Genomic DNA, 13,066 nt, shown 5'->3' on the forward strand with positions numbered 1-13,066 from the left:
TCGCACCAGATCCGGTGAGCACCGGACCTCGGACTCGGTGACGTCCACCTCCTCCTCCCCCATGGGCGAGATCTCCACCCCCGCGCCTCCGGGTGATTGCGTGAAAAACCCGCGGCACGGCATTCGGATAAGCGAGGCGTGGCCTGCGCCTTTCCTCACAACTGAACATATCTCGCCCGGACGGATGTCGTCACCCTCTACTGAGGCGTACCTCCATTCAGGTGAATTACGCCTCTCGTCACCTGCAACGAAGCAAGTTGACCTTCAGTTCCTGTTTATTTCGAAAGAATCTCGCGGAGCGGCGATCACCGCCGCGCGAAGGAACGGAACGGGGGCGTTCACCGCGTCCCTTTTCGGTGCACCGTGCATCCACTTCTCGCACTCCGGTCGTCCTCCGATCCGTCGTTCTCCCCTACCTTCCCGACATACGGCTCCGTATGCGGCTCCTCTCGCCCCGGCCGTCTCGCACCGCACGGCTCGCGCCGCCTCGGCGAGCGTGGCGCCCGTCGTCATCAGGTCGTCCACGAGCACCACCGGGCCGGCACCGAGCAGCCGCGCGCCGCCCGCCGCCACCTCCAGGGCGCCCGTGACGTTCGCCAGGCGCCGGCGCGCGTCCAGCCCCGACTGGTCCGCCACGGCCCGCCGCTGCCGCAGCACGGCGGCCACCCGGGCCGGTGTCCCGGTGCGCCGCAGCTCACCGGCCGCCGCGAGCGCGATACGCCGTACCGGATCGTGTCCGCGCGCCCGCACGGCCCGCCGCGCGGAGGGCACGGGCACCAGGACGACCGGACCGCGCACCGCCGGACCGGGCCCCGGCAGTTGGCTCGAATGTGCCCTCACCGACCCCGCCAGAGCCGTGCCCAGGGCTCCCGCGAGGGCCAGCACGCCCCGCTCCTTGTGGGCGAGCAGCACCGACCGCACCTCCTCCGCGTACGGCACCGCCGCGTGCGTCACCGGCAACCCGGCCGGCTCCGGCACCGGCCGCACCCGCCCCGGCGCGCGCCCGCCCAGAGCCGCCCGGCACCGCCCGCAGAGCACCGCCCGAGCCGCCCCGCAACCGGCGCACTCGGCCGGGAGCACCAGGTCGGTGAGGTCCTGCCACCAGCCCCGCATGGCCTCCACTGTGCCAACGCCGAAGCCGGGCTGCCACCCCTGTGGACAACCCCCTGTGGACAACTCGCGCCCACCGGACGCGGCACACCCGGCCGCCGCTCACCCGGGCCGGACCGACCCACCCGGGCCGGACCGGCTCACCCGGGGCCGACCGACTTACCCGGGGCCGACCGGCTCACCCGGAGCGGACCGAGGGGCCGGCTCACTGCGGCGGACCGGGGACCGGCTCACCCGGGATAGACCGGCGCCGTCCCGTCCTTGTCGACCTTCTGCCACTGCGCCCCGGACGGCAGGCGGACGAGGCCGTCGTCCGAGTAGGCGACGAGCGGCACCCGCTCGTCCTCGGACGCCGCGATCGCCTTCACGCCCGGCAGCGCGCCGGGGGCAGGACCGTCCGGCGTGGAGCCGTCGACCTGCACGTACCGCATCTGCTGCACCCCGCCCTGCTCCCGGCCGACGGCGAGCAGGGTGCTGTCCCCGGCCCAGGAGACGGCGCTGACCTGCTCCAGGTCCGGTGCCGCCGAGTGCAGCCCGTCCACCGAGATGCCCTGCCCGGTGCCGTCCTCGCGCTGGACCCGGCCGACGAGCAGCGACTGCTTGCCGTCCTTCGCCGCCACCACCAGCGCGATCCGCACGCCGTCGGCGGAGACCCGCGCGTCCGTGATGCGGCCGGGCAGACCGGGGACGGAGACCTCCTCGGGCTTGGAGACACCCTGCTCCAGCACCGTCAGGCGCGCATGGCGCGGATCGCGGTCGGCCACCCAGAGATCGCCGCGGGCGTCCCAGCTCGGCGTGGTCAGGCGGTCGTCGGGGGTCGCCCCCGTACTGGTCACCAGCGGCTGCCCGAGCGTGCCGTCCGACGCCAGCGACGCCACGTACAGGGACCTGCCGCCGTCACCGACCCCGGCCGCGGAGTGCTCGTCGCGCGACACCGCCACCGACTGGAGTTCCTTGCCGCCCTCGCCCAGCGGCCCGGGCACCGGCACCGCGCCGGTCCCGGTGCTGCCGGTCGGCATCCGCACCACGCGGTGCTTGCCGTCGAGGTAGTACAGGTACTCGGGACGCTTGGCGGAACCGTGCCAGGCGGTCGACTCGGCCTGCTCCTCGGTCAGTTCGCACAGCCGGCCATCACCCAGCCCCCGCAGCTCGACCGCCTCCAGCGTCGGAGCGAGGTTGCGCAGGGTGAACAGCAACTGCGTCGCCATCTCGGTGCACTTGCCCGCCGTGACCTGCGACGCCTTGAGGTTGAGCGGCACCGTCAGCCGGTTCTGGTCGTCCGGCGTCAGCTCCGACACGCCCTTCCGCAGGGCCGTTCCGGTGGGGAAGCTGGACCTGACGACCGGCCTGAGCCAGCTGGTGGGCTCCTTGATCAGCGAGCGGACCATCTGGGTCATGGGATCGACCTTGCCGCGCACGAACACCGGATCGGCGACCGCCACCGGCTGTCCGTTCGGCCCGGCGGCGGTGTTCGAGGCGAAGTAGTACTTGTCGACGGAGGAGTAGTTGCGCTGGAAGTCCGACTTGCCCAGGACCACCCCGTCGGGCAGCCCGTCGATGCGCCACTGCCCGGTCTTGGCGCTCTTCGACAGATGCAGCTTCTTGCGGAACGGCCCGTCGGCGGGCTGGTAGGCCTGCTCCGCGTCGACCGTGGCGACCTGGGTGCCGGCCAGGACGCAGGTGACGCCGTCGGTCACCTCCCGGCCGCCGGTCTGGCAGTCGGTCTCGATACTCGGCCCGTTCGCGAGCACGGTGGTCGACCGCTCCGGCCGCCAGGCGCGTGCCGCGTCCTCCGTCAGGTACTTGCGCGCCGTGTCGTACTGCGGGTCGTCGCTGGTCAGCGCCTCCAGGAAGCCCTGCATGATCTCGCCGGGCCCGGCGCCGTCGGCCGGCGGCGCGGCGAACACCCGTACGCCGGTGTCCTGCCGCGGCGTCGACTCCACGTCCCGCAGATCCCCGCTGTCGGGCATCGAGGCGCAGCCGGCCAGCAGGACGACCCCCAAGGCGGTGAACGCCACCGCGCGACCCGGCCGCCGCCGGGCGCCCCCCTTGCGGTCAGCGCCCACGAAATGCCTCCCCTGACTCGGTCGAGTCCTCGCGTGCGACCGTACCCGTGCCGGGTGCCGCGTCCTCGGCGGGCCGGTGCTCCGGCTGCCGTGCGCCCGCGGCGGGGCGGGGCACCACCCGCGCGCCGTTGCCGTTGCCGGGCAGCGCGGCGGGATCGGCGGCGGCCGGGACGGCGGTCATCCGGTGCGTGCTCTGCCCGCGCGCGGGCAGCGCGTCCGCCCGGGCGCCGCCCTGCTGCACCGGCACGGTCGCCCGCTTCTCACCGCCCCCGCGCGGCAGCCCGGCGTCGTCGAGGCCGCGGTTGCGGCGCGAGTCCTTCGGCTCCAGCGGTATCGGCGAGCCCCGCAAGGGTTCGTCGGCGGTCCTGGGCAGCGTCAGCCGGAACTGCGAGCCCCCGCCCGGCTCGCCCCAGGCCTGCAGCCAGCCGCCGTGCAGCCGCGCGTCCTCCAGCGCGATCGACAGCCCGAGACCGGTGCCGCCGGTGGTACGCGCGCGTGCCGGATCCGCTCGCCAGAAGCGGCTGAAGACCCGGGTCGCCTCGCCCGGCTTGAGTCCGACGCCGTAGTCGCGCACCGCGACGGCGACCGCACCCCCGGCGGAGGCCAGCCTGACGACGACGTCCCGGCCCTCGCCGTGCTCGACGGCGTTGACGACGAGGTTGCGCAGCACGCGTTCCACCCGGCGGGCGTCGGCCTCGGCGACCACCGGCTGCTGGTCACCGGCCACGCGTATCCGGCTGCCCTTGCGCTCGGCCAGCGGCTCCGCGCCGCTGACCACGCGCCGTACGACCTCCCGCAGGTCTATCGGCTCCGCCTCCAGGGCTGCGGCGCCCGCGTCGAAGCGGCTGATCTCCAGCAGGTCCGCGAGCAGCGACTCGAAGCGGTCGAGCTGGTCGGCGAGCAGCTCGGCCGAGCGCGCGGTCACCGGATCGAAGTCCTCGCGCGCCTCGTGGATGACGTCGGCCGCCATCCGGACGGTGGTCAGCGGGGTGCGCAGCTCGTGCGAGACGTCCGAGACGAACCGGCGCTGCATCCGCGACAGGTCCTCCAGCTGCTGGATCTTGAGCTGGAGGTTCTGCGCCATCTTGTTGAAGGCCTCGCCCAGACGGGCGATGTCGTCCTCGCCGGTGACCTTCATACGTTCCTGGAGCCGCCCGGCAGACAGCCGCTCCGCGATCCCGGCCGCCATCCGCACCGGCGTGACGACCTGCCGGACCACCAGCCAGGCGATCGCGCCGAGCAGGACGACGACGAACAGCCCGGCGGTCGCCAGGGTCCCCTTGACCAGGCTCAGGGACTTCTCCTCCTGCGTGAGCGGGAAGAGGTAGTACAGCTCGTACGGCCGGCCGTTCGGGTCGTTGACCTGCTTGCCGATGACGAGCGCCGGCTGCGACTCCTTGCCGTTGGCGTAGACGATCTCGGTGTAGCTCTGGGCGGCCGTCGTCCCGCCGTTGACCCGGTCCCGCAGGTCGGCGGGCACGCTGGAGGTCGGGTTGACGTTCCCGGAGCCGCGCGGGCTGCGGCCGCCGCCGCTGTCGTCGCCGACGGGGAGCGTCGCCACGTCGAAGGCGCCCGCGCCGCCGCTGGACAGCGACTCCACGAGGTCGCTCATCCACTGGATGACGCTCTGCGGCTGCCGTCCGTCCCCGATCGGGGTGCCGTCGGGTGTGCTGCTCGCGGTCCCGGTGCCACTGCCGGTGCCGGCCGCCGCCTCGTCGGCCTTCTGCTTGGCCACCGCGAACCCGCCGGTGGCCTGGCTCTGCGAGGCCCTGACCTTGGCGTCGAGCAGGCCGTTGCGCACCTGCCCGATCACGACGAAGCCGAGCAGCAGGACGACACCGAGGGACATCACCAGCGTCGTCGCGACCACGCGCAGCTGGATGTTGCGCCGCCACAGCCGCATCACCGGCAGCAGCGGCCGGCGCACCCAGCGCAGGAAGAGGCGGAGGACCGGGCTGCCCTGGACTCCGCCCTGCAGCAGCCCGCCCTCGAACAGCCGCCGGAACCGCGCACCCGCCGCCCGGCCGACAGGCCGCCCCGGACGCGCCCCGGAACCGCCGGGAGCCGAAGCGGCACTGTCCCCGGCCATGTCAGCTCGGTCCGGCCTTGTAACCGACACCGCGGACGGTCACCACGATCTCCGGCCGCTCCGGGTCCTTCTCGACCTTGGAGCGCAGCCGCTGGACGTGCACGTTGACCAGGCGGGTGTCGGCGGCATGCCGGTAGCCCCACACCTGCTCCAGCAGCACCTCGCGGGTGAACACCTGCCAGGGCTTGCGGGCGAGCGCGACCAGCAGGTCGAACTCCAGCGGGGTCAGCGCGATCGACTGCCCGTCCCGCTTGACGGAGTGCCCGGCCACGTCGATGACCAGGTCACCGATGGTCAGCTGCTCCGGCGCCGGCTCCTCCGACCTGCGCAGACGCGCCCGGATCCGGGCCACCAGCTCCTTCGGCTTGAACGGCTTGACGATGTAGTCATCGGCACCGGACTCCAGTCCGACGACCACATCGACGGTGTCGCTCTTGGCCGTGAGCATCACGATCGGCACCCCGGACTCGGCCCGGATCAGCCGGCACACCTCGATGCCGTCCCGTCCGGGCAGCATCAGGTCCAGCAGCACCAGGTCCGGCTTGGCCTCGCGGAACGCGGCCAGCGCCTTGTCGCCGTCAGCTACGAAAGACGGCTCGAAACCTTCACCACGCAGCACGATGCCGAGCATCTCGGCCAGTGCGGTGTCGTCGTCGACGACAAGGACTCGTCCCTTCATAAACGACATCATCCCATTCTCGTAACGACGACAGAGGTGCAGGTGAGCAGGCTCACTGGCCTGTGACGATAGTCGTACGGAGCCGTCACTGTCTGCCCCCGGCCGCCGCGCCGGCGTCAGGGAAGGACGCCGGCCCCTCCGGCCGCCCGCCGCGCACGCGCGCACAGCTCCGTGAGGGCCTCGGCGGTCACCGGCGACACCGCGCCCTCCTCGGTGACGATCGCCGTCACCAGTTCGGGCGGCGTCACGTCGAAGGCCGGGTTGTACGCCTGCGTCCCCAGCGGGGCCACCGGGACCCCGCCGCCCGCTCCCGTCACCGGCACCTGTGGCGAGACGATCTCGGTGACCTCGAAGCCGGGGCGCTGCTCCACCTCGATGGCGGCGCCGTCGGGGGTGTCCGGGTCGAGCGTCGTCAGCGGTGCCACCACGATGAACGGCACGTGGTGGTAGCGCGCGAGGACGGCGAGCGGATAGCTGCCCACCTTGTTCGCCACCGAGCCGTCGGCCGCGATCCGGTCCGCCCCGATCAGTACGGCGTCCACCTCGCCGGCCGCGAACAGCGAGCCCGCCGCGTTGTCCGTGAGAAGGGTGTACGCCATGCCGTAGCGGGCCGCCTCGTACGCCGTGAGCCGCGCGCCCTGGAGCAGGGGGCGGGTCTCGTCCACCCACAGCCGCCGCAGCCGCCCCTCCCGGTGCGCCGCGAGCGCCACCGCGAGGGCGGTGCCCTCACCGCCCGACACCAGCGAGCCGGTGTTGCAGTGGGTCAGGACCCGGTGCCCGCCGCCGGGCAGCAGTTCGTCCAGCAGCGCCAGTCCGTGCGCCGCCATCCGCGCACTGGCCTCCGCGTCCTCCCGGTGCAGCGCCCGCGCGGCGGCCAGCGCCATCGTGGCCGCCACGGTCGGGTCGCCGGTGTCCACCAGCGCCGCGTGGTGCGCGGCCTCGGCCCGGCGCACCCCGACGGACAGGTTCACCGCGGTCGGCCGGGCGCTCTCCAGCGAGCGAGCCGCCTCGGACACGTCGAAGCCGCGCGCGGCGGCGAGTGCGACGCCGTACGCCCCCGCGATCCCGAGCAGCGGTGCTCCGCGCACCGCGAGCGAACGGATCGCCTCCACCAGTGCCGATGCGTCCGTGCACACCAGCTCGACCTCTTCCGCCGGCAGCCTCGTCTGGTCGAGAAGGACCAGTACGGGGCCTTCGGGTGGTTCCTCCCATCGGATCGCCGGTATCTCGCTCGGCCGCTTGTCCTCACCGGGTCGCGCCTGCAGGTCAGCCATGCGGTCAGTCTGCCCCGTATCCGGCGGACAATTGAAGGTGTCCAGCCCCTACCGCGGCCGATCCGCACGTGACCGGCCCATGGCACGATGGCCCCCAACCTGCCGCCACGCCCGCGGACGGGCACCGAGAAGGAGCTTCTTCGATGACTGACACTCCGGGCTGGGCCTCGCCCGGATCCGCCCCGTCGCCCGAGGGGCGGGAACCCGGTGCGTCCGGCCCCACCGAACCATCCGCCGACCGCCCCGGCCCCAACGAGCCCCCGGCACAGCCGGGCACCGACACGCAGGGCCAGGGCGGCAAGTGGTCCAAGGAACAGCCACCCCCGGGCCAGTGGTCCACGCCCGCCGGAGCCCCCGGCCAGGCTCCGCCGCCCCCTCCCGCGCCGCCCGGCCAGGGCTGGGGCGGCCCCCGGCAGCCCGGCGGTCCCGGCGGCGGCTGGGGCGCGCCCCCCTCCGGCCCCGGCGGCTACGGCGCCCCCGGCCACGGAGCCTGGGGCGGCGGCTGGGGCGGCCCCCCGCCCGCCGCCAAGCCCGGTGTCATCCCGCTGCGCCCGCTCGGCGTCGGCGAGATCCTCGACGGTGCCGTCTCCACCATGCGCACCTACTGGCGCACCGTCCTCGGCATCTCCCTGACGGTCGCGCTGCTCGTCGAGACCTCGCTGGTCCTCGTGCAGGGCCTCCTCATGAACGACATCTCGCAGGCCTCGCTCCAGGACGGCACCGCCAGCGCCGACGAGGTCTTCCGGATGCTGCGCGAGACCCTGATCGGCTCCGGGGTCATCGCCGTGATCTCCGCGGTCGCCGTCGTCGTCGCGACCGCCCTGCTGACCACCATCACCAGCCGTGCCGTCCTCGGCCGGCCGGCCGGCATGGGCGAGGCCTGGCGCGATGCCCGCCTGCGGATACTCCGCCTGTTCGGCCTGCTGTTCCTGCTCGGCCTGATCAGTGTCGCCGTCTGCGCCGTGGGCACCCTGCCCGGCATCCTCGTCCTGGCCGCCGGCGGCAGTGACGGCGCCGGGGCGGCCCTGCTGATCCTCGGCATCCTCGCCGCGCTCGTCGTCCTCCTGTGGCTGATGATCCGCTTCTACCTGGCCACGCCCGCCCTGATGCTGGAGCGGCAGGGCATCCTCACGTCGATGAGCCGCTCCGCGAAGCTGGTGAACGGCTCCTGGTGGCGCGTCTTCGGCATCGCGCTGCTCACCTGGCTGATCACCAACATCGTGTCCTCGCTCGTCGCCGTCCCCTTCTCCTTCATCGGGGCCGCCGTGAGCGGCGACGGCATGGGCGACCTCCTCGGCACCGAGACCGGACACGTCAGTTGGGCGTTCCTGATCATCCGCGGCATCGGCTCGCTGATCGGCACCACGCTCACCCTGCCGATCAGCGCCGGCGTCACCGTGCTCCTCTACATCGACCAGCGCATCCGCCGCGAGGCCCTCGACCTCGAACTGGCCCGCGCCGCCGGTGTCCAGGACCCCGCCACCGGCGCCCCCGGCCCCGTACCGGGGAGCTGACGGGGTGAGCCTCATGGGGGGAGCCGGCCCGGCCGCGACCGGATCCGGCGTCGGCGGCAGGGTCGTGGGCGGCCTGCTGCGCGCCGCGGACACGGTCGTCCTCGCGGCGGGCGGCTCGGGAGACGAGCCGCCCGTGACGGTCCCGCGTGACCCCGCGCGGGAGGCCGCACGGCGCGAACTGGCCAAGCGGATGTACCACGAGAACGACCCCAGCCTGATCCAGCGGGCCCTGGACGCGTTCTGGGACTGGGTCGGCAGACTGCTCGGCACCGCCGCCTCGGCGACCCCCGGCGGCGGTGTCGGCCTGGCCGTCGTCGTGCTGGTCGTCGTCGCCGTACTGGCCGCCCTGTGGTGGCGCCTCGGCACGCCACGCCGCGGTCCCCTCGCCGCCGCCGTCCTCTTCGACGACCGCCCCCGCAGCGCCGCCGAACACCGCGCCGCCGCCGACGCGCACGCGGCCCAGGGCCACTGGAACCAGGCCGTCCAGGAACGCATGCGGGCCATCGTCCGCGCCCTGGAGGAACGCGCCCTGCTCGACGTCCGCCCCGGCCGCACCGCCGACGAGGCCGCCGCCGAGGCCGGCCGAAGCCTGCCCGCGCACACCGACCGGCTGCGCGCGGCGGCCCGCGAGTTCGACGACGTCACATACGGCGGACGCAGCGCGAGCAAGCAGTCGTACGACCGCCTCGCCGGACTCGACCGCGACCTGGAGCACACCCGGCCGGCCCACGCCCACACCGCCACCGCCCACGGCACCCACCAGGGAGCCGCCCGATGACGACCACCGACACCGCCACACCCGGCACCTCCACCGCGCCCACCGCCCGGCAGCTCTGGACCCGGTCCCGGGGCATCACGCTCGCCGTCGTCCTGATCCTGGCCGCGGCGGTCGGCATGGCCGCCATCAGCTCCACCACCCGACACGGCTCCCTCGACCCGCGCTCCGCCGACCCCTACGGCAGCCGCGCCGTCGCCCAACTCCTCGCCGACCGGGGCGTCCACACCCGCGTGGTCACCACCCTCGAAGCCGCCCGCGCCGCCACCGGCCCCGACACCACCCTCCTGGTCGCCGTCCCCGACCAGCTGACTCCCCGTCAGCAGTCCCGGCTGCACGACACGGCGACGGCCTCCGGCGGCCGCACCGTCCTCGTCGCCCCCGGCGGCGCCGCCGTCGAACGGCTCGCCCCCGGCGTCGCCGCGGACCCCGCCAACAGCCTCCACTCCACCCTCGCCCCCGGCTGCGCCCTGCCCGAGGCCCGGCGCGCCGGCCGCGCCGACACCGGCGGCGTCCGCTACAGCACCACCCACCTCGACGCCGACTCCTGCTACCCCAGCCGGCGCCTCGCCACCCTGCTGCGCCTCCCCGCCGCATCGGGCCCCGGCGACACCGTCGTCCTCGGCGCGCCCGACATCCTCTACAACGACCGTCTCGACGAGCAGGGCAACGCCTCCCTCGCCCTGCAACTCCTCGGCTCCCGCCCCCATCTGGTCTGGTACCTCCCCTCGCTCTCCGACGCCTCCGCCACCGAGGACGGCGACCGGAAGGACTTCCTCGACCTGCTCCCCTCGGGCTGGCTGTGGGGCACCCTGCAACTCTTCCTCGCGGCCGTCCTCGCCGCCTGCTGGCGGGCCCGCCGCTTCGGCCCCCTCGTGCCCGAACGCCTCCCCGTCGCGATCCGCGCCTCCGAGACCACCGAAGGCCGCGCCCGCCTCTACCGCAAGGCAGCCGCCCGGGACCGCGCCGCCGCCTCTCTTCGCTCCGCCACCCGCACCCGCCTCGCCCCCCTCGTCGGCGTCCCCGTCGCCCAGGCGCACGCGCCCGAGACCCTGCTCCCCGCCCTGTCCGCCCATCTCGCCGGCGACGGACAGCGCCTGCACCCCCTGCTCTTCGGACGGCCGCCCGGCGACGACGCGGCCCTGATCGCACTGACCGACCAACTCGACGCCCTCGAAAGAGAGGTACGCCGTCCATGATGGACCCGACCACTGACAACGCCGGGCAGACCGGGGAGCCGGGCGACGCCCGCGCCGCGCTGGAGGCCCTGCGCGCCGAGATCGCCAAAGCCGTGGTCGGCCAGGACCCCGCCGTGACCGGTCTCGTCGTCGCCCTCCTCTGCCGCGGACACGTCCTGCTCGAAGGAGTCCCCGGCGTCGCGAAGACACTGCTCGTCCGCGCCCTCGCCTCGGCACTCGAACTCGACACCAAACGCGTCCAGTTCACGCCCGACCTGATGCCCAGCGACATCACCGGCTCGCTCGTCTACGACACCCGCACCGCCGAGTTCTCCTTCCAGCCCGGCCCGGTCTTCACCAACCTCCTCCTCGCGGACGAGATCAACCGCACCCCGCCGAAGACGCAGTCCGCCCTCCTGGAGGCCATGGAGGAACGCCAGGTCACCGTCGACGGCACCCCGCGCCCGCTCCCCGACCCGTTCCTGGTCGCCGCGACGCAGAACCCCGTCGAGTACGAGGGCACCTACCCCCTGCCCGAGGCCCAACTGGACCGCTTCCTACTCAAACTGACGATCCCTCTGCCCTCCCGGCAGGACGAGATCGACGTCCTCACCCGGCACGCCTCGGGCTTCGACCCACGCGACCTGGGCGCTGCCGGCGTACGCCCCGTCGCCGGGCCCGCCGCGCTGGAAGCCGCCCGCGCCGCCGTCGCCAAGACGACCGTCTCCCCCGAGATCACCGCCTACGTCGTGGACATCTGCCGCGCCACCCGCGAGTCGCCCTCCCTCACCCTCGGCGTCTCCCCGCGCGGCGCCACCGCCCTCCTCGCCACCGCCCGCGCCTGGGCCTGGCTGACCGGCCGCGACTACGTCATCCCCGACGACGTGAAGGCCCTCGCCCTGCCCACCCTGCGCCACCGCGTGCAACTGCGCCCCGAGGCAGAGATGGAGGGCGTGACCGCCGACTCCGTCATCAACGCCGTCCTCGCCCACGTCCCGGTCCCGCGCTGATGGCGCCCACCGGACGCGCCGCCCTCCTCGCGGCCCTCGGCTCGGTCCCCGTCGGCGTCCTGGAACCCGGCTGGACGGGCATCCTCGCCGTCAACGGCTCCCTCGCCCTGGCCTGCGCCTGCGACTTCGCGCTGGCCGCGCCGGTACGGCGCCTGGTGCTGTCCCGCGCCGGCGACACTACCGCCCGCCTCGGCGAGAGCGCCGACATCACCCTCACGGTCACCAACCCGAGCCGCCGCCCGCTACGAGCCCGGCTCCGCGACGCCTGGCCGCCGAGCAGCCGACAGCCCGGCACGAAGACCGACGCCTCCCGGCACCGCCTGACGATCCCGCCCGGCGAACGCCGGCGCGTGACGACCGAACTGCGCCCCACCCGCCGCGGCGACCACCACGCCGACCGCGTCACGATCCGCTCCTACGGCCCACTCGGTCTCTTCGCCCGCCAGGGCTCGCACCGGGTGCCGTGGGCGGTACGCGTCCTGCCCCCGTTCACCAGCCGCAAGCAGCTCCCGTCGAAACTCGCCCGGCTCCGTGAACTCGACGGCCGCACCAGCCTGCTGACCCGCGGTGAGGGAACGGAGTTCGACAGCCTGCGCGAGTACGTCCCCGGCGACGACACCCGCTCCATCGACTGGCGCGCCACAGCGCGGACGTCCGCCGTCGCCGTCCGCACCTGGCGTCCCGAACGGGACCGGCACATCCTTCTGGTCCTGGACACCGGCCGCACCTCCGCCGGACGCGTGGGCGACGCTCCGCGCCTGGACGCCGCCATGGACGCGGCCCTGCTCCTGGCCGCACTCGCCTCCCGCGCCGGTGACCGCGTCGACCTCCTCGCCTACGACCGCCGGGTCCGCGCCCTCGTCCAGGGCCGCTCGGCCGGCGACGTACTCCCTTCCGTGGTCAACGCGATGGCCACCCTCGAACCGGAACTCGTCGAGACCGACGCCCGCGGCCTGACCGCCACCGCATTGCGTACGGCGTCCCGCAGATCCCTGATCGTGCTGCTGACGACGCTCGACGCGGCCCCCGTGGAAGAGGGCCTGCTCCCGGTCCTCCCCCAGCTCACCCGACGCCACACAGTCCTCCTCGCCTCGGTCGCCGACCCGCACATCGCGAACATGGCGAAGGCACGCGGCAGCGTGGACGCGGTGTACGAGGCAGCTTCGGCGGCATCGGCACAGGCCGAACGACAACGCACAGCGGAACAGCTCCGCCGCCACGGGATAACGGTGGTGGACGCGACGCCGGACGACCTGGCGTCGGCCTTGGCGGACGCGTATCTGGCCCTGAAGGCGGCAGGCCGGCTCTGAACGACCACTTCTTTTGCCTCGGCCCCTCGGGGCCGCTCGCAAAAGCCTGGACACAAAAGAG

General features: G+C 74.0%; 10 protein-coding genes. 5 read left to right on the top strand and 5 right to left on the bottom strand.

The window, feature by feature from the left end:
- Positions 1-264 precede the first annotated feature (264 nt).
- From NX794_RS15420 to mtnA, 5 genes are all read right to left on the bottom strand, one after another.
- Positions 265-1,113, bottom strand: a complete 849-nt coding sequence (locus NX794_RS15420) for a ComF family protein (RefSeq protein ID WP_258779092.1) — start codon at positions 1,111-1,113, stop codon at positions 265-267.
- Positions 1,114-1,340: 227 nt separating this feature from the next.
- Positions 1,341-3,176, bottom strand: a complete 1,836-nt coding sequence (locus NX794_RS15425) for an LpqB family beta-propeller domain-containing protein (RefSeq protein ID WP_258779093.1) — start codon at positions 3,174-3,176, stop codon at positions 1,341-1,343.
- On the bottom strand, positions 3,166-5,265 hold the full coding sequence (gene mtrB / locus NX794_RS15430) for an MtrAB system histidine kinase MtrB (protein ID WP_258779094.1): 2,100 nt from the start codon (positions 5,263-5,265) through the stop codon (positions 3,166-3,168). The genes NX794_RS15425 and mtrB overlap by 11 nt, the downstream gene beginning before the upstream one ends.
- Before the next feature lies 1 nt (position 5,266).
- Entirely contained in the window at positions 5,267-5,956 is a 690-nt protein-coding gene (gene mtrA / locus NX794_RS15435) for a two-component system response regulator MtrA (RefSeq protein ID WP_005316841.1), read from the bottom strand.
- A gap of 104 nt (positions 5,957-6,060) precedes the next feature.
- Positions 6,061-7,218, bottom strand: coding sequence for an S-methyl-5-thioribose-1-phosphate isomerase (gene mtnA / locus NX794_RS15440; RefSeq protein WP_258779095.1), 1,158 nt, complete (start codon positions 7,216-7,218; stop codon positions 6,061-6,063).
- 143 nt (positions 7,219-7,361) lie between these two features.
- On the opposite strand from mtnA, the gene NX794_RS15445 reads away from it, so the two are divergent.
- From NX794_RS15445 to NX794_RS15465, 5 genes are read left to right on the top strand one after another with little or no spacing between them, the layout of a single operon-like run.
- Entirely contained in the window at positions 7,362-8,732 is a 1,371-nt protein-coding gene (locus tag NX794_RS15445; RefSeq protein ID WP_258779096.1) for a DUF7847 domain-containing protein, read from the top strand.
- Between the two features lie 13 nt (positions 8,733-8,745).
- Positions 8,746-9,510 (top strand): DUF4129 domain-containing protein, encoded by a 765-nt coding sequence (locus NX794_RS15450; RefSeq protein ID WP_258779097.1) that lies wholly within the window; start codon positions 8,746-8,748, stop codon positions 9,508-9,510.
- Positions 9,507-10,706, top strand: a complete 1,200-nt coding sequence (locus NX794_RS15455; protein WP_258779098.1) for a DUF4350 domain-containing protein — start codon at positions 9,507-9,509, stop codon at positions 10,704-10,706. The genes NX794_RS15450 and NX794_RS15455 overlap by 4 nt, the downstream gene beginning before the upstream one ends.
- Positions 10,706-11,695, top strand: coding sequence for an AAA family ATPase (locus NX794_RS15460; RefSeq protein WP_258779099.1), 990 nt, complete (start codon positions 10,706-10,708; stop codon positions 11,693-11,695). Before NX794_RS15455 ends, NX794_RS15460 begins: the two co-directional genes overlap by 1 nt.
- Positions 11,695-13,005, top strand: coding sequence for a DUF58 domain-containing protein (locus tag NX794_RS15465; RefSeq protein WP_258779100.1), 1,311 nt, complete (start codon positions 11,695-11,697; stop codon positions 13,003-13,005). The genes NX794_RS15460 and NX794_RS15465 overlap by 1 nt, the downstream gene beginning before the upstream one ends.
- The last annotated feature ends 61 nt before the right edge of the window (positions 13,006-13,066 follow it).

The sequence above is a fragment of the Streptomyces pyxinicus genome, assembly GCF_024753135.1.
GTDB classification, from domain to species: Bacteria; Actinomycetota; Actinomycetes; order Streptomycetales; family Streptomycetaceae; genus Streptomyces; species Streptomyces pyxinicus.